General features: G+C 61.9%; 15 protein-coding genes. 4 read left to right on the top strand and 11 right to left on the bottom strand.

The features are described 5' to 3' along the window. Positions 1-268 precede the first annotated feature (268 nt). Entirely contained in the window at positions 269-1,384 is a 1,116-nt protein-coding gene (locus KVG91_RS22510) for a Gfo/Idh/MocA family protein (RefSeq protein WP_169378571.1), read from the top strand. A gap of 288 nt (positions 1,385-1,672) precedes the next feature. Here the strand turns inward: KVG91_RS22510 and KVG91_RS22505 are convergent, their stop codons facing one another. From KVG91_RS22505 to KVG91_RS22460, 10 genes are all read right to left on the bottom strand, one after another. Beyond that, complete coding sequence (locus KVG91_RS22505; protein WP_169378572.1) at positions 1,673-3,376, bottom strand: AMP-binding protein; 1,704 nt, start codon at positions 3,374-3,376, stop codon at positions 1,673-1,675. 32 nt (positions 3,377-3,408) lie between these two features. Continuing rightward, positions 3,409-4,707: an acetyl-CoA C-acetyltransferase gene (locus KVG91_RS22500; RefSeq protein ID WP_169378573.1), complete on the bottom strand. Its 1,299-nt coding sequence runs from the start codon at positions 4,705-4,707 to the stop codon at positions 3,409-3,411. After that, complete coding sequence (locus KVG91_RS22495) at positions 4,704-5,594, bottom strand: MaoC/PaaZ C-terminal domain-containing protein (protein WP_169378574.1); 891 nt, start codon at positions 5,592-5,594, stop codon at positions 4,704-4,706. Before KVG91_RS22495 ends, KVG91_RS22500 begins: the two co-directional genes overlap by 4 nt. A gap of 3 nt (positions 5,595-5,597) precedes the next feature. Next, positions 5,598-6,941: a 3-oxoacyl-ACP reductase gene (locus KVG91_RS22490; RefSeq protein ID WP_169378575.1), complete on the bottom strand. Its 1,344-nt coding sequence runs from the start codon at positions 6,939-6,941 to the stop codon at positions 5,598-5,600. 152 nt (positions 6,942-7,093) lie between these two features. After that, a complete protein-coding gene (locus tag KVG91_RS22485; protein WP_169378576.1) occupies positions 7,094-9,619 on the bottom strand; it encodes an acyl-CoA dehydrogenase in 2,526 nt (841 codons plus the stop codon). A 197-nt stretch (positions 9,620-9,816) separates the two neighbouring features. Continuing rightward, positions 9,817-11,238 carry an outer membrane protein transport protein gene (locus KVG91_RS22480; RefSeq protein ID WP_169378577.1) on the bottom strand — a complete coding sequence of 474 codons (1,422 nt, stop codon included), beginning with the start codon at positions 11,236-11,238 and terminating at the stop codon, positions 9,817-9,819. A 121-nt stretch (positions 11,239-11,359) separates the two neighbouring features. Further along, a complete protein-coding gene (praB, locus tag KVG91_RS27705; protein WP_225927040.1) occupies positions 11,360-11,863 on the bottom strand; it encodes an alkane oxidation protein activator PraB in 504 nt (167 codons plus the stop codon). Positions 11,864-11,994: 131 nt separating this feature from the next. After that, on the bottom strand, positions 11,995-12,489 hold the full coding sequence (gene praA, locus KVG91_RS22470) for an alkane oxidation protein activator PraA (RefSeq protein ID WP_169378579.1): 495 nt from the start codon (positions 12,487-12,489) through the stop codon (positions 11,995-11,997). Positions 12,490-12,620: 131 nt separating this feature from the next. Beyond that, the gene (locus KVG91_RS22465) at positions 12,621-13,901 is read right to left on the bottom strand and encodes an alkane 1-monooxygenase (protein WP_169378580.1); all 1,281 of its coding nucleotides are present in this window, start codon (positions 13,899-13,901) and stop codon (positions 12,621-12,623) included. A gap of 294 nt (positions 13,902-14,195) precedes the next feature. Beyond that, positions 14,196-15,257 (bottom strand): alpha/beta fold hydrolase, encoded by a 1,062-nt coding sequence (locus tag KVG91_RS22460; RefSeq protein WP_169378581.1) that lies wholly within the window; start codon positions 15,255-15,257, stop codon positions 14,196-14,198. A 203-nt stretch (positions 15,258-15,460) separates the two neighbouring features. On the opposite strand from KVG91_RS22460, the gene KVG91_RS22455 reads away from it, so the two are divergent. The 3 genes from KVG91_RS22455 to KVG91_RS22445 are packed head-to-tail and all read left to right on the top strand — an operon-like array spanning position 15,461 to position 18,735. Then, a complete protein-coding gene (locus KVG91_RS22455; RefSeq protein ID WP_169378582.1) occupies positions 15,461-16,999 on the top strand; it encodes a flavin-containing monooxygenase in 1,539 nt (512 codons plus the stop codon). Then, positions 16,996-17,886 carry an SDR family NAD(P)-dependent oxidoreductase gene (locus tag KVG91_RS22450; RefSeq protein WP_169378583.1) on the top strand — a complete coding sequence of 297 codons (891 nt, stop codon included), beginning with the start codon at positions 16,996-16,998 and terminating at the stop codon, positions 17,884-17,886. Before KVG91_RS22455 ends, KVG91_RS22450 begins: the two co-directional genes overlap by 4 nt. A 15-nt stretch (positions 17,887-17,901) precedes the next feature. Then, on the top strand, positions 17,902-18,735 hold the full coding sequence (locus tag KVG91_RS22445; protein WP_169378584.1) for a metal-dependent hydrolase: 834 nt from the start codon (positions 17,902-17,904) through the stop codon (positions 18,733-18,735). Here the strand turns inward: KVG91_RS22445 and KVG91_RS22440 are convergent. Beyond that, the gene (locus KVG91_RS22440) at positions 18,732-20,807 is read right to left on the bottom strand and encodes an EAL domain-containing protein (protein ID WP_169378585.1); all 2,076 of its coding nucleotides are present in this window, start codon (positions 20,805-20,807) and stop codon (positions 18,732-18,734) included. The genes KVG91_RS22445 and KVG91_RS22440 overlap by 4 nt on opposite strands. Positions 20,808-20,835: the final 28 nt, after the last annotated feature.

The raw sequence follows: 20,835 nt of genomic DNA, 5'->3' as shown, positions 1-20,835 counted from the left end.
TATTGTTATCGCTGCCTTCCGGGGCCTGAAAGCTGCAATCTAGAGCGCCTGGAGGAAGCAGCGGCCATCCTATCGGGCTTTCGAATCGTCTGACAATCGGCGCTACGTTATCTTTTGTTAACTGACGGCGTTTGGCCACAGGGTGAATGTAGCTGCATTCGCCGGGGTGATCATCAATCCTTTATGAATTTTTATTCCATCTATTGAGTTTTGAGAATTTTTATTCCATTAATACGCTTTCTACAAAACAATAAGAAGGACCCTGGCGATGCGTGAACTCGGAATCGGCTTGATTGGCACGGGCTTCATGGGGCGTGCCCATGCGTTGGCGTTCAATAGTGCGCGCACGGTGTTTGAACTGCCCGTGCACCTCAAACTGGCCGCCCTGGCCGATGCCGATACCGCACGCGCACAGCACTGCGCCACGGCGTGGGGCTTTGCCAGGGCCCATAGCGACTGGCAAGCGCTGATCGATGACCCCGATGTGGACGTGGTGGCCATCACCACACCCAACCATTTGCATTACCCCATGGCCATGGCGGCGATTGCGGCGGGCAAGGCGGTGTATTGCGAGAAACCGTTGGCCGTGAGCCTGGAACAGTCCGAGGCGATGCGCCGCGCCGCCAGCGTGGCCGGCGTGGTGACGCGCGTCGGCTACAACTATCAGCACAACCCGATGATCGTTTTGGCCAAGCAGATGATCGCCAGCGGTGTACTGGGCCAGATCACCACCGTCCAGCTTGAGAACTGCGAGGACTTCCTGGCCAACCCGCAAACGCCATGGGGCTGGCGCTGCGAAGCCACCCATGCCGGCGGCACGCTGGCAGACCTGGGCAGCCACGCGCTGGCCATGGCGCGCTATCTGGTGGGCGATATCGACAGTGTCTGCGCCGACACACAGACCGTGCACACCCTGCGCCCCGCCAGCGCCGACAGCCTCGACCTGCGTGCGATCAGCGTCGACGACCAGGTGCATGCGTTGCTGCGCTTCGCCAACGGTGCCCGGGGTACGCTGAGCAGCAGTTGGATCAAGCACGGTTACAAGAACCACCTGAGTTTCGAGATCGGCGGCACCCTGGGCACCCTGGCCTTCGACCAGGAACGCCTGAATGAATTGCGCCTGTATTGCGTGGGGCAAGCGGGGTTCCAAACGCTGCTGGCCGGCCCGGAGCTGCCTGGTTATGCGGCATTCAGCCCGGCGCCGGGGCATCAGTTGGGCTACAACGAGTTGAAGACGCTGGAAGTGCGGGAGTTGATCATGGCCGTGGCCGGCCAGGGCGCCGATGGCAGTGACTTCGAGGCGGCGTGGGAGGTAGAGCGGCTGACGACGGCGATTCGCGTGGCGGCCAGGGAAGAGCGCTGGGTCAACGTGAGTTCGATCTAGCAAACACCCCCGAACCCTGTGGGAGCTGGCTTGCCTGCGATGACCATGGGTATCAACTGAAGCCCCAGTGAGTGGGGCTGTTGTGGCGAGCGGGCTTGTCGAATCGTCGCACCGCCCGCGCTGGGCTGCGGCCCCAATAAAGACACCGCCGAGTTCCAGATGGAACCGAGCCGCCTGGTTTGGGGCGGCTTCGCCACCCAACGCGGGGCAAGCCCGCTCACTACAGAGGAGCTCGCCAGCCTTTGATAGTTGTGGGCAAGCCCGGCTCCCACAGGTTGAGGAGAAGGCTTAACGCAAGGCGCGGCGCAGCACTTTGCCCACGGTGGTCTTGGGCAATTCGGTGGTCCGAAACTCCACATACCGAGGCACCTTGTACCCCGTCAGGTACACCCGGCAATGGGCAAGGAGCTGCTCCTGGGTCAGGTTCGGGTCCTTGCGCACCACAACGATCTTCACCCGCTCCCCCGTCACACCGTCTTCCACACCAATGGCCGCCACTTCCGCGACGCCTGGGTGCAGCGCCACCACGTCCTCGATTTCATTGGGGTACACGTTGAAGCCCGAGACCAGGATCATGTCCTTCTTGCGGTCCACCAGGCGGATGTAGCCGCGCTCATCCATCACGCCGATATCACCGGTCGACAACCACCCTTCGGCATCCAGCACCTCGGCCGTGGCTTCCGGGCGTTTCCAGTAACCCTGCATCACTTGCGGGCCGCGCACTTGCAGTTCGCCCTGTTCACCGATGTCGGCCAGTTCACCGTCTTCGCGGATAAACCGCACCCAGGTCGACGGCAATGGCACGCCGATGCTGCCGGTGAATTCCATCTCGCGCATGCGGGCGATGTTGATCGGGCTGATGCTCACCACCGGCGAGCACTCGGTCAGGCCATAGCCTTCGATGATCGGCAAGCCGGTGACTTCCTTCCAGCGTTTGGCGACCGCCGTGTGCGTGGCCATGCCGCCGGCGATCACCATGCGCAGGTCGGAAAAGTCCCGCGCGCAAAAATCCTTGTTTTCCAGCAAGCCGTTGAACAGCGTGTTGACCCCGGCGATGCCGTTGAAGCGTTCCTTGCGCAGGATCATCTGCACCCGCTTCACGTCCCGAGGGTTGGCGATCAGGATGTTGCGCCCGCCCAGGCACATGAACATCAGGCAGTTCACCGTCAGGGAAAAGATGTGGTACAGCGGCAGCAAGGTGACATTGGTTTCTTGCGTGTCCTGGTTGAGTTGGTCACCGACCCAGGCCTTGGCTTGCAACAGGTTGGCGATGATATTGCGGTGGCTGAGCATCACGCCCTTGGCATCGCCGGTGGTGCCGCCGGTGTATTGCAGGAAGGCCAGGTCGTCGCGGTGCAGGTCCACCGGAAAATGATTGAGCCCACGCCCCTGTTTCACGGCCTGGTTGAAACGCACCGCCCCAGGCAGGTTGAACCCAGGCACCTGCTTTTGCACCCGGCGCAGGATAAAGTTCATCGCCGCGCCCTTGAAGGTCCCCAGCAAGTCGCCGATGGCGGCGATCACCACGCGCTTGACGCTGCTGCCGGCGATGGCTTTTTCCAGGGTATGGGCGAAGTTTTCGAAGATCACCACGGTTTGCGCGCCGCTGTCCTTGAGCAGATGCTTGAGTTCATGGGCGGTGTACAACGGGTTGACGTTGACCACCACCGCGCCGGCCAGGATCGTCCCCAACAGGCAGATCGGGTACTGCAGGCAGTTGGGCATCATCAGCGCCACGCGGTCGCCCTTCTGCACGCCCTGGGCCTGCAGCCAGGCGGCGAATGCAATGCCCTGCACCTGCCAGTCGGCGTAGGTCATTTCGGTGCCGATGCTGACATACGCCACGCGCTCGTGGAATTTTTCCAGATGTTCGAGGAACACCTCGCGCAGCGATGGGTAGTCTTCAATAGCCGCATCGATATCCGCCGGGACGCCGGGCAAGTAAGCGTTCAGCCAGATCCGTTCGGTGTGTTCCAGGCTTACAGCGTTCATGGGCAGTTTCCTTGTTGTTGTTTTTGGCAAAACTACTTTTCGACGATGGCGGTAATACCCAGCCCGCCCGCCGCGCAGATGGAAATCAGGCCGCGCCCGCCGCCGTTTTCGTGGATGGTCTTGGCCAGCGTCGCCAATTGCCGGCCACCCGTGGCCGCGAAGGGATGGCCGCAGCCGAGTGAGCCACCATTGACGTTCATCTTCGCCCGGTCGATGGCGCCCAGCGGCGCATCCAGGCCCAGGCGCGTGCGGCAGTAATCGGCGTCTTCCCAGGCCTTGAGGGTGCACAACACCTGGGCGGCAAAGGCTTCGTGGATCTCGAAGAAATTGAAGTCTTTGAAGCTCAGGCCTTCGCGCTTGAGCATGCGTGGCACCGCGTACGCCGGGGCCATCAATAAGCCTTCGGTGCCGTCGACAAAATTCACCGCCGCCGTCTCGCCGGTGCGCAGATACGCCAGCACCGGCCAGCCATTGGCGGCGGCCCATTCTTCGCTGGCCAGCAGCACCACCGAGGCGCCATCGGTCAGCGGCGTGGAGTTGCCCGCGGTGAGCGTGCCGTCCTGTCGGTCGTAGGCCGGCGCCAGACCGGCGAGTTTCGCCAGGCTGGCGTCGGCGCGCAGGTTGTTGTCCTTCGCCAGGCCGCGATGGGGGCTGATCAAGTCGTCGAAGAAGCCACGCTTGTAAGCCGCCTCCAGGCGCTGATGGCTGGTGAGGGTCAGCTCATCCTGGGCCAGGCGCTTGATCTGCCAGCGCTTGGCCATTGCTTCGCAGTGCTCGCCCATGGACAGGCCGGTGCGCGGCTCGCCATTGCGCGGCAGCAGCGGCTTGAACACCATCGAGGGCCGGGCTTTAAGCAGTGCCTTGAGCTTGTCGCCCATGCCCTTGGCGCGGTTGGCCGCGAGCAAGGTGTGACGCAAGGACTCGTTGATGCCGATCGGCGCGTCGGAGGTGGTGTCGGCACCGCCGGCAATGCCCACCTCTATCTGGCCGAGGGCGATCTTGTTGGCCACCAGCAAGGCCGCTTCCAGGCCGGTGCCGCAGGCTTGCTGCACGTCGTAGGCCGGTGTGTCGGCGGACAAGGTGGTGGAGAGCAACGCCTCGCGCGCCAGGTTGAAGTCGCGCGAATGCTTGATCACCGCGCCGGCGGCAAACTCGCCCAGGCGTTGGCCATGCAGGTTGTAACGCTCGACCAGGCCCTGCAGCGCGGCGACCAGCAGGTCCTGGTTGCTGTCGTGGGCATACACCGTATTGGAGCGCGCGAACGGGATGCGGTTGCCGCCGATAATCGCCACGCGGCGAACCGGGGCCGGGTTGAAGCTGTAGTCACTCATTTAAGGCTCTCATTCCAGATGAACAACCCACGCATATGGGGCTTGTCGCCCGCGAAATTGCGCACCTCGAACTCACGGCGCGGGCCGGTCACCGGCAGGTTCCACAGCGCCACCTGGCCGGGCAGGAAAATCGGCAGTTTGAAGTCGCAATGGGCCTCGGCCTGGTCCAGCCCGCCGGGCGGTTGCTGCGCCGCCAGCGCGCGGCCCAGGGTCCACATGCCATGGGCGATGGCGCGGCGAAAGCCGAAGAGCTTCGCGCCGATCACTGATGTGTGGATCGGGTTGAAATCGCCCGAGACCTTGGCAAAGCGCCGGCCCAGGTCGGCGGGCAGCACCCAGCGTTGGGTGCGCAACAAACCCTCCTCCTGCAACGGCAGGGCGTCGTCCCACGCCTCGCCAATCGGTTCTTTGACGTCACGGCGCAAGTACAGGCTGTCGCTCTCCCACACCAGGCTGCCGGTGCCGTAGGCGCGGGTGGCGATGCTCAGCGCCTGGCCTTTGGGATGGGCGACCCAGCGCTCGCAATACACCTCCAGGCGCAACGCGTGGCCTTCGTGCAGGCGCTGGTGCTGACGAATGCGATTGGCCAGGTGCACCATGCCGCTGGCCGGGTACGGGAAACTCGGGCGGGTCAACAGCATCAAGTGCAACGGGAATGCCAACACATGGGGGTACGACAACGGCACGCCCTGCTCGCGGCGAAAACCACAGGCACGCGCATACGCGGTGATGCCGGCGGCGGACAGCTCCACCGCCGAGCGCACCAGGCGCGCCCTGGGCAGAACAGGCGCACCGTCGAGCTTGGGCTTGCGCAAGGCCCGCACGCCGTCCAGTAACAAGCGGGTACGCGAGGGTGGCGGGTCGATAATCTGCGTCACGTAGTCCATGGCTCAGGCTCCCAGCAGGCTTTGGCCGCACACGCGTACGACCTGGGCGTTGACTCCGCCCGACGCCGGGTGCGCCAGCCAGGCGATGGTCTCGGCGACGTCGATCGGCTGCCCGCCCTGGGACAGCGAATTCATGCGCCGCCCCGCTTCACGGATCATCAGCGGGATTTTTGCAGTCATCTGGGTTTCGATAAACCCCGGCGCCACCGCATTCACAGTGACATGCTGCGCCGCCGCACGCGGTGCCAGGCCCTGCACCAGGCCGATCACGCCGGCCTTGGACGTCGCGTAATTGCTTTGCCCAAGGTTGCCGGCAATGCCGGAAATCGACGACACGCAGACGATGCGCCCACCGGGGTTCAGGCCCTGGTTTGCCAGCAACGCATCGCTCAACTGCAACGGCGCTTCAAGGTTGACCGCCAGCACACTGCGCCACGCAGCCTCGGTCATTTTGGCGATGGTCTTGTCACGGGTGATCCCGGCGTTGTGCACCAGCACATCGAATGCGCCGTATTGGCTGACGTGGGCCTGCAGCCGTGCGACGGCATCCGCTGCGGTGATATCCAAGGGCAGCGCCGAACCACCGACACTGTCCGCCGCCTGCTGCAACGAGGTCTGGGCCTGGGGCACATCCACGCAGACGACGTGGGCACCGTCGCGCGCCAGCACCTGGGCGATCGCCAGGCCGATGCCGCGGGACGCGCCGGTGACCAGGGCGCGGCGGCCGGCAAAAGGCTTGTCCCAATTGACGCTGACGTGGCCATCCACCGGTTTTTCCAGACGCACCACTTGCCCCGACACATAGGCCGAACGGCGCGACAGGAAGAAGCGCAAGCTGCTCTCCAGCGCATCTTCGGCACCCGGTGCCACATAGATCAACTGCACGGTGATCGCCCGGCGCAGCTCCTTGGCCAGCGAACGCACCAAGCCCTCAAGGGCGCGTTGGGCGATGGCCTGGGGCAACCCCTCGCAATGCTCCGGCGCGGTGCCGAGCACCACCACACGGCCATGTTGGCCGAGGCGCCTGGCGTTGGCGTGGAAAAACCCGTAGAGCGCGTCCAGTTGCTGCGGATCGGCCACGACGCTGGCGTCGATTACCGCGCCTTGCACTTTCACCGTGGACGGCGCATTGAGCGTGGCCGGGGTGGCGGTAACCGTGTCGGTGGCCGCGAAAATCCGCCCCACTTCGGCGGCCAGGCGCCCTGCCCCGGCGACGATGACCGGGTTGGCCAGGCCTTGTTGGCCACTGCGATGGCGCTGCAGGGGCAAGGGCTGCGGCAACCCGACGGCCTGGGCCAGGCGACGGCCCCAGGGGGAATTGACGAACGAAAGGTAGCTGTCACTCATAGTTGGCTCTACTCACCACACTGTCTTGGCCTGTAAACCCGATCAGTGTGGGAGCGGGCTTGCTCGCGAATGGGCCCTTTCAGTCACCGGATACTTTGACTGATCCACCGCATTCGCGAGCAAGCCCGCTCCCACATTTGGACCGCGTTTCCCTAATTAACCGAGGTACTTTCAACTGGGGTCGTGCGGCGCTTCAGCGTCGGTTCCAACGCCTGCTTACGCTGCTGCAGCGCCTCCAGCAAGCCGAAGTCCTGCGGGAAGTCATCCACCTGGATCGCGTGATCGGCGTATTCCACATAGCGCGCCAGCAAGGCTTCCTCGTCGTCGCTGATCAAGTCCAGCGCGCGCGCCTTGACGCGCCAGGTGGTGAAGGCGGCGGCGCAGATCGGCATCGGTTCGATCAGGCCTTGCTTGACGGCGGGCTTGAGGCGCGCCTCGATCAGTTCGACTTGAGGCAGCAGGCGCAAGCCCAGTTCGCCATAGGCCAACTTGTCGATTTCCGGACGTGGAATGTAGGAGTCGGCCAACAGCCGGTCGCGGGTTTCGCCCGGTGTCTGCACCACGTCCGCCACCTGGGCCAGCAGACGGTCCGAGGGTTTGCGCAGTGGGATGCCGAACGGGAAGGTCAGAGCCTTCAACACGGTGGCGGCCGCTTTCGACGGGTAGTTATCGAGCACTTCGGCCAAGGCTTCATGGGCGCGCAGCAACGCATCCCGGGCCGACCAATGCACCAGCGGCAGGTCGGCCTGGGGCCGGCCGTCGTCCTCAAAACGCTTGAGCACGCAGGACAGGATGTACAGCTGCGACAGAATATCCCCCAGGCGCCCGGTGATACTTTCCTTGCGCTTGAGGGCCCCGCCCAGCACGCCCATGGACACATCCGAAATCAGCGCCAACACCACCGACAGACGATTGGCCTGACGGTAGTAGGACGCCAGCGCCGGCTCGGTCTTGCCCGGCACGGAAATCAGCCGCCCGCCCGTCAGCGAATGCACCGCTGCGCGTACGGTGTTGGCCAGCACAAAGCTCACATGGCCGAACATGGCGCTGTCGAAGTCTTCCAGTGCCTTGCGCCGGTCAGGGTTGCGCGCCGCTTCCATCTCGCGGAACACATAAGGATGGCAGCGGATCAGTCCCTGGCCAAAGATGATCAGGCAGCGCGTCATGATGTTCGCGCCTTCCACCGTAATGGCGATGGGGCTTTGCTGGTAGGCCCGGGCCAGGAAGTTGTTCGGGCCCATGCAAATGCCCTTGCCGGCGACGATGTCCATGCCGTCATTGACGATGATGCGCGCGCGCTCGGTGACATGGTATTTGGCGATGGCCGAGATCACCGACGGCTTCTCACCCGCATCCAGTGAGGCCACCGAGACGTTGCGCACCGCATCGCAGGCATACAGGTGCCCGGCCATCCGCGCCAGGGGCGCCTGCACGCCTTCGAATTTGCCGATGGGCAGGCCGAACTGCTTGCGCATCGCAGCATAGGCGGTGGTGCCGCGTACCGCGACCTTGGCCAGGCCAACGTTGGACGACGGCAGGGAAATCGCGCGCCCGGCGGCCAGGCATTCCATCAGCATGCGCCAGCCGTTGCCGACTTGCTCGCGGCCGCCGATCACCCATTCCAGCGGGATGAAGACATCCTTGCCGGTGGTAGGACCGTTCTGGAACACGGCATTGAGGGGCCAGTGACGGCGCCCGCTGTTGACGCCGGGATGGGACGTGGGGATCAACGCGCAGGTGATCCCCAGAGAACCCGGCTGGCCGAGCAGCCCGTCCGGGTCTTCGGCGCGAAAAGCCAGGCCGAGCACCGTGGCAATCGGGCCGAGGGTGATGTAGCGCTTGTCCCAGGTCACACGAAAACCCAGCACGTGCTCACCTTCGTGCAGGCCTTTGCAGACAATGCCCAGGTCCGGGATCGCCCCCGCATCGGAACCGGCATAGGGGCTGGTCAAGGCAAAACAGGGAATGTCTTCACCCCGCGCCAGACGCGGCAGGTAGTAATTGCGCTGGGCATCGGTGCCGTAATGCAACAGCAGCTCGGCCGGGCCCAGGGAGTTGGGCACCATCACCGAAATCGCCGCCGCCGAACAACGCGTCGACAGCTTCATCACCACCTGCGAGTGCGCATAGTGGGAGAAGCCTTTGCCGCCGTACTGCTTGGGAATGATCATGCCCAGGAAGCCTGCGTCCTTGGTGTACTGCCAGCCTTCGGGCGACATGTCCTGCCAGACCTGGGTGGTTTCCCAGTCATTGGCGATATCGCACAGGGTTTCCACTTCGTTGTCGAGAAAGGCTTGTTCTTCGGCGCTCAGGCTGGCCGGTGCCGCTTGCAACAGGCGCTGCCAATCAGGCTTGCCGCTGAACAGCTCGGCGTCCCACCACACGGTGCCGGACTCGATGGCGGCACGCTCGGTGTCGGACATTGCCGGCATGATTGTGCGAAACAGGTTCAAGGCCTTGCGGGTGAGCAAGGTGCGGCGCAGGGGTTTGATCGTCATCAGCAACGCCGGCAACACCACCAGCAGCGCCGCGACGGTGGCGCCAAAACCGGCTACCGCGTTAAACAGGTAACCCGCCGCCAGCCAGATCAGGCCAACACCCAACCAGTGGATGGCAGAGGCTTGTCGATACGCCAGTGCAATCGCAGCTGCGAGACCCACTATTAACCAGATAAGCATGGAAATACCTCTACTCGATTCAGGGTGCGGCTAGGTGCGCCAGGTCCGATGACATGCGGCTCAACACCACACTACGAAATTCGAAAAACATATTCAAATTTTCTTTTAAAATTATTATTTATCTATTTGGCAAAAAAAAGGCGGCTGGGCGGGCCGCCTGGTCGATCAGTACCGTATTGGATGCCTGTCCCGAAACCTTAAAACGCGTAGGTCGCGGAAAGGCTGACCACATCACCATAAGCTTTCGCTTTGCCATCAAGCGTTGCACCGCCGAGGCGATCCTGGTTATGGGTCTTGAGCTTGGCTTCCTCTACGAACTGATGCGAGTAAGCACCATCCACGCTCAGCCCTGGAATAGCCCGCACGTTGTAACCAAAACCCAGCGAAGTGAAGATTCGATCGCCATCGGGGATACGCGGGTCGCGCGTGGAATTGCGGGTAGGTGTCTGGTCAAAGGAAATCCCCGTGCGAACCGTCAAATCGTCGGTAAGTTTGTAGTCGCCGCCGAAGGAATATTGCCATGTGTCCTTATAGTTGTAAGGAATGGAAACAAGCGTCGCGCCATCGGATTTCAAGGTCAGTGCCTTGAATGAAGACCACTCGGTCCAGGTGACGCTCGCGCCCAGGGACAGGCGATCGGAAAACTGGTGTACCCAGTCGAGGGACGCACTGGCCGGAACGTCCAGTTGAGTGGTTGCGTTACCGCCATTGGAATTAAGCGAAAGGCCGGGATAGGCGATCTGTACCAGACCGGAGTCAATCAGCCCCTTGGACGTTGGATCAGCGTAGATACTGTACTTGCCCTCCAGCTTGTTCTTGATCTTGGCGTGGTAGTTCAGCCCTAGGGTGTCCTGGGGGGTAGGCTTCCAGGCCAGGCCGGCAAACCAACCCACCGAGTAGTTATCTACCTTGACCCGCATGAGCGATTCGCCCAGCCCTGCCGGGAAAGGAATGCCAATTTCCGGTGACAATCCCGCAGCGGCGTATAGATCTAGATTCTGGCTGACGAACCCTTTGGTGTGCTGGAGGATGGCACCCGCGCCAACCGAAAACTCATCAGTGACCTTGAACGACAAAGAGCCGGTCAGCCCGACCGTTTCGATTCGGGTATCCACGGCAAAATCACGCCCGATCCAGTCGTCATCCCAGGTTGTACGCGCGCCCATCGGTACTACCTGGCTCAGGCCGAAACTGAACCGGTCGTTGATTGGCATCACCATGAACCCGGTTGGCAACCAGGCCGTGAACCCACCCTGGCCACCATCGCCGGTGCGCGGGGTGGAACTCAGCTCTCCGGTGTCGGGGTCTTGCGTGACGACAGCGGGATCATTGCCTGCATAATCCTTGGCGGTGCCTTTGTATTTAACATTGATGCGCGCGTAGTCGACTGTGAACTGCGCGACGTTGTGATCGATAAAAGCCATGGCGGCAGGGTTGTTGAAGGCCGAAGAAGGGTCGTCCTTGAACATTGAGCCCCCCCCGAAGGCCCGGCCCCAGCCGGCGGCGTTGGCGGTCGGTGTACCGAAGGCGCCGGCCTGAACCGACCCGCCCGCAGCCATCAACCCCCCCAGCAACGCAAGGCTGAGGTAGGTGTGTGCCTGTTGTTTCTTATTATTCATGCTGCACTCCTGAATTATCCACCACGGCGGTCATGCCGATCTGGTCCGCCGCAACAGGTGCCTTTGGCAAGGCACCTGTATTTTTCAACGTGCACTCACGCCAAAAAACCCATGGTCGCGATCAAGGCGCGACAGTAAATGCCGGGTTAGGATGGACATCGAGCTTGGTGATTTTGCATTTGCCGACCGTTTGCGCAGAAGGAATGCTCAAGGTGTTGGTGGAGTTGTCAAAGGTTACGTTGATGGTCGTTGGTGCAGTCGCGCAGTCATTGACGATCTTGAAGTTGACACCCGAAACCGTGCCCGCGAACACACCTGGACCAGTGCCTGTAGGCGTCAATGTCCAAGGCAGACCGAGCAATACCGGCACAGCACACAGGCCGCCTCCGGATACTGTCGCACCGGTGATCGACGCGCTGGCGCCGCTGGCGGCGACCGTCCCGGTAAACGTGATGCCACAGTTCACTGGTGCGTTCAGCGAAGCAGGCGAACTGACCGAGATAGTACTGGCCGGCGTGCTGAACGCAGCCCCGGCCGGCGAAATGGTTGCAGCGTTAGCCATCGAAGCAGCGCCCAGGCAGACCGTCAGGGCAGAAAGCGACACGAGGGTTTTCAAACTTTTCATTGTTGTTTCCTCACATGTAATGGCGAGTCATTTCGCCGGGGGTAATGGCCATGAAAGAGAAATCACGCTGATGCTGCAGAACTTCTCTTCTCAGCCAAATTCATCAGCTACCGCTACGTATTCGGCGTGTGTTATTCAACCACCTTGAAGTTCGGCGGCATCTTGATCGACACCGTCTTGATCGTGCAGTCTTCGCCAATCGGTACGTTGGCCGCTTCCAACTTGCCGGTGGCGTTGTCCCATGTGCCCTCGGCGGTAGAAGGCCCGCACTTGCCGCCCAGGCCGAACGCATGCACGTCCACGCTGATCTTCGACATGGAACCGCTCTTGGTATCCTTGGCGACCAGTACCCAGGGCAAGTTGATGGCTTCGACCCGGCTGCACTTGAGGCCGCCGTCGAATTCCACCTTGTCGACATTCACCGATGAACCATCGGCCGCCACGTTGCCGGCTACCTTGATGGTGCAGTCGGCGCTGATCAGCGCACCTTTGGAGAAACTGATGGGCCCCTGGGCGGTAAAGGCACTGCCGGCCGGTTCGATACGGGCAGCCTGGGCCTGGTGATAAGCGATCAGCCCCAGTGCGGCCAATACAATATGAGCAGTGAACTTGGCAGGTGATTGCATGTTGCGTCCTTCCCTTTAAATTATTTTTGTTCGGGGCAAACAACTTTATGTGCAACTAACGCGGTAAACGCTGGGCGACAGAGACCGCGCGATACATTGATCCCGAGCACGCCCACACCTTTCAACTCAGATCAGAACGGCTTGGCAGCGCCGCTGTATTTCTCCAGGTACTTCAACCGCTGCGAAGGCTGAAGATTGGCCAGGCTGATATCGCCGGCATAATGACTAAGCACGCGATGATCCATCCGCCGCCGCCATAGATAAGGCACATAGGCCCAGACAATCATGCTCGCGTAGCCGTAGGGAAGTTGCGGCGATTCATCAAAGTGGCGCAACGACTGATAACTACGGGTCGGATTGGCATGGTGATCGGAGTGCCGCTGCAATTGGAACAGGAAGATATTGGTGACAATCCGATTGCTGTTCCATGAATGCCGAGGCGAACAACGTTCATAGCGACCGTTGGGCAACTTCTGGCGTTGAAGCCCATAATGCTCGACATAGTTCACCACCTCCAGCAGCGAGAAACCGTAGATGCCCTGGATGATCAGGAACGGGATCACCGCCGCCCCCAGCCAGGCGATCATCGCGCCCCACAACACCACGCTGTACATCCACGCGCTGAGCACGCCGTTGCGCCAATGCCAGGCCGGCAGGCCGAGTTTGCGCAGACGTTCGCGCTCCAGGTTCCACGCCGAGCGAGCACTGAACCAGACCGAGCGCGGCAGGAACGCCCAGAAGCTCTCCCCCAGGCGCGAGCTGGCCGGGTCTTCCGGCGTGGCGACGCGCACGTGATGACCGCGGTTGTGTTCGGTGTAGAAGTGCCCGTAGAAGGTTGGAGCCAGGGTGACCTTGGCCAGGAACACTTCCAGCGCATTGGGTTTATGGCCCAGTTCATGGGCTGTGTTGATCGCAATGCCGGTGGCGGCGCCGGTCGACATGGCCATGCCCAGGTAGGTCAGCCCGCTCACTTCACCGTGCAGTTGAGTGCGCTCGGTGATGTAGCGGGCGAGTTGAGACAGCGCGCCGTGCGGTTCCAGGTTCACGGCCGCCTGCAACAAGCCGCCCTGGATGATCCAGTCGATCCCGCCGGCGGCCAGCCAACCGGTGATCACCAGCGATGAGAGGACGAACAACACGCCGGTATAGACGATCCAGCGATAGTAGCTTTGGGACTCAAGATGGCTGACGGCGGATTCGGGCGGGTTGCTCACGTCTTCACCGAGCAGGGCGTCGATCAGCGGGATCAGGCCGAAAATCACCAGCACGCCGACCCACCAGAGTGACTGAATACCGGTGGTGATCGCCAGGGCTCCAGAGAGCAGCGGCGTGGCCAGCGGCATGATGCCCAGCCACCAGAGGTGACGCTTGCCGTCGGTCCATACGCTTGGGGCCGCCAGGGTCTGATTCATGGCAGCCTCCGTGGCAGCAAGGCGCAAAACAGGTTCAGGGAGCGCTGAGTGCTCCCAGAAATCAACCATGCGATAAAAGGCGTTTTTTTCATTTTTATTCGCTCTTAGGCATTTCAAAAACAATTTCAAAACAAACATTGAAATATTTTTTTAAAGAAATAGCGCGGAATCGATAGGTCGTCAACTACTTTTTCGAGGCCTTTTCAACGTGACCGGGCAGTCTATTTTTCTGCCCTTGAGTCAGGTCTCTAGGGCAAGCATTTCGCAGCGGCTGACCCGGAATGACAGCCACGATTATTTGTCGACCAGGGCAAACGGCGGATGCAAAACCTTGGTGGTCTCAGGTGGCCGCAGCCGCTTGGCCAACTGCTGAACCGCTTCGACTACGCGCGCGGTGGCGGTGATCGGCAACATATGCCCGCGCCCTTCCACCAGTTGCAGCTTGAGGCCCGGAACCTTGTCGGCGAGGGCCTGGCCGTGTTTGCGAAAGTCCAGGACCTTGTCGCGCGCGCCATACACCAGGCTGATAGGCAGCGTCAGTTGCGGGTAGCGCTTGACCATGTCCGGCAGATAGTCATTGACCAGGGCAATCTCGCTGGACGCGGCGTAGAAGTTATCGGGGCGCATGCCCAGCAGCCCGCCGCCGCGGGTGGCGAAGTCCTGCGGGGCAGTGTCCGGGGCAAACACGGCCTTGACTACCGATCGGCGTGTCAACAGGCCCATGGGCACAGTCAAGGTATGCGACACCCAGCGGCGCAGCCAGGCCGGGCGCACTGCCAATGACCAGAACACCCGTGGCAGCGTGGGTTGGGGATGGGTCAGCGGCGCCACCAATACCAGCCCCGATACCGCGTGGGGATGGTCCAGGGCCAGCGCCAGGGAAATGGCCCCACCGAGGGAATGCCCCAGCACCAGCGGTTTATCCAGGCCCAGGGTGTTGATGAACGCAGCCACCTGCCGCGCCTGGGCCGGCAGGTCCGTAGCGGTGCCTTTATGGCGCGTGGAATAGCCCGAACCCGGACGGTCAAGCGTGATGACGCGAAACTGCTCGCGCAACTGCCCGGACAAGGCATAGGTCAGGTTGCGACTGCTGCCCATCAGCCCATGAATCATCACCAGGGGCGGTCCCTTGCCCTCCTCGTAGTAATGAAAGCGCTCGCCATTGACCTGCACAAAATGCCCGTCGCGTGGAACGGCCGCTTCGATACGCCGTGTCATCCAGACGCTGAATCCCCATAACGCGGTACTTACGCCGATAAAAACAGCTGCAGCGATCACCCATTCAACAGCCATAGCTCTGTCCTCTGCGTCCCTGCTGCTGGCGACCCGACCGGAATTGATCAAGGCCTCAGCCATCGCCCCACCCTGGGCCTGAACGTCGTGCCTGTCCGTCGGACAATGGGCACATGAGCGATCTGAGACTGGCGTGGGCGATATTTTCAGGTAGATTATTTAAAATCTTTTTTAAAATAAGTAATTCAATTTTCCTTTGCAATGGTGTTCTATCTAAAAGACAAAACAACAAAAGGCGCACCTCCCATGCCCACAAAGGACCGCATATGAATGCCCGCAGTGATTCAATCGACATTGCCATCATCGGCTCAGGCTTCGCCGGCCTGTGCATGGCGATCAAGCTCAAGGAGGCCGGGTTCACCGATTTCTTTATCGCCGAGCAGGCCGACAGCCTCGGCGGCACGTGGCGGGACAACCACTACCCGGGTTGCGCCTGCGATGTGCAGTCCCATGTGTATTCGTTTTCCTTCGCACCCAACCCGGATTGGACGCGGCAGTTCGCGCCGCAAGCGGAAATCCGTGCGTACCTGGAGCAATGCGCCACGCGCTTTGAATTGGCGCCCTACCTGCGTTTCGGCATGGGGCTTGTGCGCGCGGTGTTCGATGAAGCCCGGCAACGCTGGCAACTGAGCTTCAGCGACGGCAGCCAGGTCAGCGCACGGGTGCTGGTGTCGGGCATGGGCGGCCTGTCGCGCCCGGCGCTGCCGGATATCCCAGGGCTGCACAGCTTCAAGGGCAAGCGCTTTCACTCTCAGCAGTGGGACCACGACTATTGCTTGAAGGGCAAGCGCGTGGCGGTGATCGGCACCGGCGCCAGCGCCATTCAGTTCGTGCCGCGGATCGCGCCGCACGTGGCGCATCTGGACCTGTTCCAGCGCACCCCGCCCTGGATCATGCCCAAACCCGACCGGCCGATTTCACCGTTCGAGCGCTGGTTGTTCAAGCATTTGCCCGTCACTCAACGCCTGGTGCGTGGCGCTTTCTACTGGGCGCTGGAAGGCCGAGTGGTCGGCTTCGCCCTGCACCCACGCCTGATGGGGATGGTGCAGAAAATCGCCGTGCGCCACCTGCATAAACAAGTGCCGCGCCCTTCCCTGCGCAAGACGCTGACGCCGGACTACACCATCGGCTGCAAGCGCGTGCTGATTTCCAACGACTACTACCCGGCGTTATCGCGCAGCAATGTCGCGGTGGTCACCGATCACATAGCGCGCATCGAAGCCGATGGGGTGGTCACCGCCGACGGCCTCAAGCATCCGGCCGATTGCCTGATCTTCGGCACCGGGTTCCAGGCCACCGACCCCTTGCCACGCGACTGCATCATCGGGCGTGGCGGCGTGGACCTGATGGACAGCTGGCAAGACGGCGCCCACGCCTACAAGGGCACCACGGTGCCGGGCTACCCGAACCTGTTCCTGATCGTCGGGCCCAATACCGGCCTGGGGCATAACTCGATGATCCTGATGATCGAAGCCCAGGTGAGCTACATCCTCGACGCACTCAAGCAGATGCAGCGCCAGCGCATCGCCACCGTGGACGTCAAGCCCGCCGTGGAAAGCGCCTACAACAGACGGCTGCAAGACAAACTCAAACGAACCATCTGGAACACCGGCGGTTGCCAGAGTTGGTACCTCGACCCGCGCACCGGCAGGAACACCACCCTGTGGCCGGGCTCGACCTGGCGTTTCAAGCAGATCACCCGGCAGTTTGCGCTCAAGGACTATGCGATCGACCTGCAGCCGATCAATGCGCCCGGCCATCCGGTGGCGGCGCCCCACTCCACCGCAGAAGGCAGCCTGTCATGAAGTCATTCAACGGCCGCGTAGCGGCCATTACCGGCGCGGCATCGGGCATGGGACGCGCCTTGGCCCTGGCCCTGGCGCGGGAAGGTTGCCACCTGGCCCTGGCGGACAAAAACGCCCAAGGGCTGGAACAGACCGTCGCGTTGATCAACACCTCAACCCTGGCCCCCGTGCGAGTCACCACCCAGGCACTGGACGTTGCCGACCGCCAGGCCATGGAGGATTGGGCCGCGCGCTGCGTTGCCGAACATGGCCAGGTCAACCTGGTGTTCAACAATGCCGGGGTTGCGTTGTCGAGCACGGTGGAAGGTGTGGACTACGCCGACCTGGAATGGATCGTCGGCATCAATTTCTGGGGCGTTGTCTACGGCACCAAAGCGTTTTTGCCGTATTTGAAGGCCTGCGGTGATGGCCATGTGGTCAACACGTCCAGCGTGTTCGGCCTGTTTGCGCAACCGGGCATGAGCGGCTACAACGCCACCAAGTTCGCGGTGCGCGGCTTTACCGAGTCCCTGCGCCAGGAACTCGACCTGCAACGCTGCGGCGTGTCGGCCACCTGCGTGCACCCCGGCGGCATCCGCACCGACATCTGTCGCAGCAGCCGTATCGACGCGAACATGACTGGCTTCCTGATCCACAGCGAACAGCAGGCCCGCGCCGACTTCGAGAAGCTGTTCATCACCGACGCCGACCAGGCCGCCAACGTGATCCTGCAGGGCGTGCGTAAAAACAAACGTCGTGTGCTGATCGGACGCGACGCGTATTTCCTCGACCTGCTCGCCCGTTGCATGCCGGCGGCCTATCAAGCGCTGGTGGTATTCGCCAGCAAACGTAGGGCGCCCAAGGTACGCCGGCCGGTGTTTGAAACCAACGACGAACCCCGCCTCTGAACAGGAGCACGCATCATGTTGCCGATCCGCCGTGACATCCGTTTCGCCCTGCCCGCCGAGCGCATCAAGGACTGGCATGAACAGGGCCCGTTCATCACGCATTTCTTCAACGCCCTGTCGTTGCTGTTCCCCCAGGGCGAGCTGTTTTTCATGGACAGCGTGCGCCACTACCGTCCGCGCATCGATGATCCCGAGCTGAAAAAGGCGGTCCAGGGTTTTATCGGCCAGGAGGCCATGCACAGCCGTGAGCATGTGGCCTATAACGATCTTTTGCAGGCGGCTGGCTTGCCGGCGCACAGCCTGGACCGTAAGCTGAAATTCATCCTCGACCTGCAGAAAAAACACCTGCCGCCGTCCTTCAACCTGGCGGTGACCATTGCCCTTGAGCACTACACCGCGATGCTCGCGGAAATACTGCTGAGCGACCCGTCACGCTTCGGAAACTCACTCAAGGGTTACCAGCAAATGTGGTACTGGCACGCCCTGGAAGAAACCGAACACAAAGCCGTGGCCTTCGATGTGTGGAACCGCGTGATCAAGCCCGGGCCCCTGCGCTACTTACTGCGTACCGGAACCATGCTGACCACCACGGTGATCTTCTGGGTGGTGGTATTTGATTTCCACCTGCGCCTGCTGATTGCCGACCGCAAGTCGGGTGGGCATCTGAAGGGTTTCTGGCGCATGTTGAAATTCCTGTATGGGCCCAAGGGCGTTTTCCCCCGCATGCTGCTGCCATGGCTGCACTACTTCAAGCCTGGGTTCCACCCCTGGGACCACGACAACCGGGCACGCCTGGCGGGGATTGATGAACTGGTCGAAGAGATCGAGCAGACCCCGCGCGGGTATTAGCTCTGCGCCAGGGCGGCGCGCTCACGCACGAAGCCCTCCAACTGGTCGCCCGGCAGCGCCTTGCTGAAATACCAGCCCTGGATAATCAGCTCGGCGCCGGTATTCAGAAAAGCCAGTTGCTCGGCGGTTTCCACCCCTTCCACCACCACGCCCAGGTTCAGCGCTTCACAGAAGCGCAACATGCCGGTCATGACCTGAGCGCCCTTGGGGTCGTGCTGGGCCACGACGAAACTGCGGTCGATCTTGATGAAGTCAACCGGAAACTGGTGCAGGTAACTCAAGGCTGAAAACCCGGTGCCGAAGTCATCGATATAGACCTTGGCGCCGATGGCTTGCAGCTTCTGGATGGTCCGGCGCGTGACCTGGATGTCACCGACCAGTGCTTCCTCGGTAATCTCCACCGACACCTGGCCGTGGGCTTGGGCGAGGATCTCCACAAGGCGCTCGCCATGAGCGGCGTCGGTCAGGGTCGCGCTGGAAACATTGATGGTCATCGGCAATGCAAAGCCGAGCTTGCGCCACTTCTGGTATTGGCGCACCGCCTGGGACGCCACCCACACATCCACATCCGGCATCAACCGCGCCTGGGCCAGCCACTGCAGGAACTCCCAGGGTGAATGCACCGTGCCATTGGCATCACGGGCACGCATCAGTGCTTCACAACCGGTGCACAGGCCGGTGCGGGTCGAGACCTGCGGTTGGAATTCGAGGTAGAACTCGTAGTCGCTGATCTGCTGGATGCGGCTCAGCTCGCTGGCCTGGCGCGCCAAGGTCCTGTGGGAGGCGAGCACCGGGTCCAGCTCGCGCAGCCGGCCCTTTTCCTCCAGGCCACGGAAGGTCATGTCCAGGGACTTGAGGTACACCGTGCCGCCTTCGCTGGCCTGGCGGTGGATCGCGCGCACATACGGCGCATACACCAGGGTGCCCAGCCCCAGCAGCAGCACTTGCAGCGCCACTGCCGCCAAGTCGCCCTGGGTACTGAGGTAGGCGTTGAGGAGCACCGGGGCGGTGAACGGAACACTGGCCACCGCCGGCGACACCCATCCCAGTTGCACCACGGTTAACGCCACGGTGGCGTTCAATGCGGGTACGATCAAAAACGGTATGAATAAACGCGGGTTGAGGATGATCGGCAAGCCGAACAACAGCACTTCACTGACGTTGAACAGCGAAAGCGGCAAACTCGCCACCGCCAACAGGCGCATGGACTGGCTTTTAGAGACCAGCAGTATCGCCAGCAGCAGGCACAGCGCACCGCCCGAGCCACCGATAAACGCAAAACTGCCCAGCAAGCCGCCATTCAATAGGTACTTGATCGGCTCGCCCGCCGCCAGCGCAGCACCGTTCAGCACCACGGCCTGGTCCAGCACATCGAACAACGGTTGCATGGCGTAAACACCGTGGATCCCGAAAAACCACAGCAAAGAATTCATCAGGGTCACAAACAGCCCGCTGCCATAAGGCGATTGCAGGGCGTCGAGTACCTGCGGCCCCTGAAGCTGCGCCACATAAGGCACCTGCAGCAGCAACGACAAAGCCGCCACCAATGCCAAGGCGGTGATGAAGCCCGGCACCACCATATTGATCGTGCCGCGCAGGTTGTGCCCCACGAGGTCTTCGTTGACCAGGCGGGTCCAACGGTAACGATGCAGCCAGGCCATTGCCGGCACATTCAACAGCGGCGATGCAATGGCGATGAACAGCACGAAGGTGGCCGAAGCCCGAGGATATTCACGCAGAATAAACGTTGCCAGCAGCACATTGGCCAGGCACAGGAACGCCACCGGCAGTTGCGGCAAACGATGCTGGATCGCAAGCATGTAGCCGATGGAAGCCGCCACCAACAGCGGGATGACGGCGCTGATCTGATTGTGCAGGCCGGCCAGGAACGTCACCACCTGCGGGTCGAAGCCAAACACCCGGGCACATTCGGACACCACCAGGAAGCCGGCCGACACCAGCAGGCACGGCAGGATCCACAGCAAGCCTTCGCGGATCGCTCGCAGCGACTCCGTGCTGGCCAAGGCGGCCAGGCGTTGGGTAAAGAAAAGCTTGAACAGCGTTTGCGCCATGACCCATCCCTCTGCCCATCGCCCACTG

The organism is Pseudomonas azadiae (assembly GCF_019145355.1).
GTDB classification, from domain to species: Bacteria; Pseudomonadota; Gammaproteobacteria; order Pseudomonadales; family Pseudomonadaceae; genus Aquipseudomonas; species Aquipseudomonas azadiae.
The sequence above is the reverse complement of the archived record's forward strand: the minus strand, read 5'-3'. Positions and strand labels throughout refer to the sequence as shown.

Bases quoted from the DNA above. Each gene is read 5' to 3' on its own strand.
- KVG91_RS22510 (WP_169378571.1), top strand. From the start codon at position 269: ATGCGTGAACTCGGAATCGGCTTGATTGGCACGGGCTTCATGGGGCGT.
- KVG91_RS22505 (WP_169378572.1), bottom strand. From the start codon at position 3,376: ATGAACGCTGTAAGCCTGGAACACACCGAACGGATCTGGCTGAACGCT.
- KVG91_RS22500 (WP_169378573.1), bottom strand. From the start codon at position 4,707: ATGAGTGACTACAGCTTCAACCCGGCCCCGGTTCGCCGCGTGGCGATT.
- KVG91_RS22495 (WP_169378574.1), bottom strand. From the start codon at position 5,594: ATGGACTACGTGACGCAGATTATCGACCCGCCACCCTCGCGTACCCGC.
- KVG91_RS22490 (WP_169378575.1), bottom strand. From the start codon at position 6,941: ATGAGTGACAGCTACCTTTCGTTCGTCAATTCCCCCTGGGGCCGTCGC.
- KVG91_RS22485 (WP_169378576.1), bottom strand. From the start codon at position 9,619: ATGCTTATCTGGTTAATAGTGGGTCTCGCAGCTGCGATTGCACTGGCG.
- KVG91_RS22480 (WP_169378577.1), bottom strand. From the start codon at position 11,238: ATGAATAATAAGAAACAACAGGCACACACCTACCTCAGCCTTGCGTTG.
- praB (WP_225927040.1), bottom strand. From the start codon at position 11,863: ATGAAAAGTTTGAAAACCCTCGTGTCGCTTTCTGCCCTGACGGTCTGC.
- praA (WP_169378579.1), bottom strand. From the start codon at position 12,489: ATGCAATCACCTGCCAAGTTCACTGCTCATATTGTATTGGCCGCACTG.
- KVG91_RS22465 (WP_169378580.1), bottom strand. From the start codon at position 13,901: ATGAATCAGACCCTGGCGGCCCCAAGCGTATGGACCGACGGCAAGCGT.
- KVG91_RS22460 (WP_169378581.1), bottom strand. From the start codon at position 15,257: ATGGCTGAGGCCTTGATCAATTCCGGTCGGGTCGCCAGCAGCAGGGAC.
- KVG91_RS22455 (WP_169378582.1), top strand. From the start codon at position 15,461: ATGAATGCCCGCAGTGATTCAATCGACATTGCCATCATCGGCTCAGGC.
- KVG91_RS22450 (WP_169378583.1), top strand. From the start codon at position 16,996: ATGAAGTCATTCAACGGCCGCGTAGCGGCCATTACCGGCGCGGCATCG.
- KVG91_RS22445 (WP_169378584.1), top strand. From the start codon at position 17,902: ATGTTGCCGATCCGCCGTGACATCCGTTTCGCCCTGCCCGCCGAGCGC.
- KVG91_RS22440 (WP_169378585.1), bottom strand. From the start codon at position 20,807: ATGGCGCAAACGCTGTTCAAGCTTTTCTTTACCCAACGCCTGGCCGCC.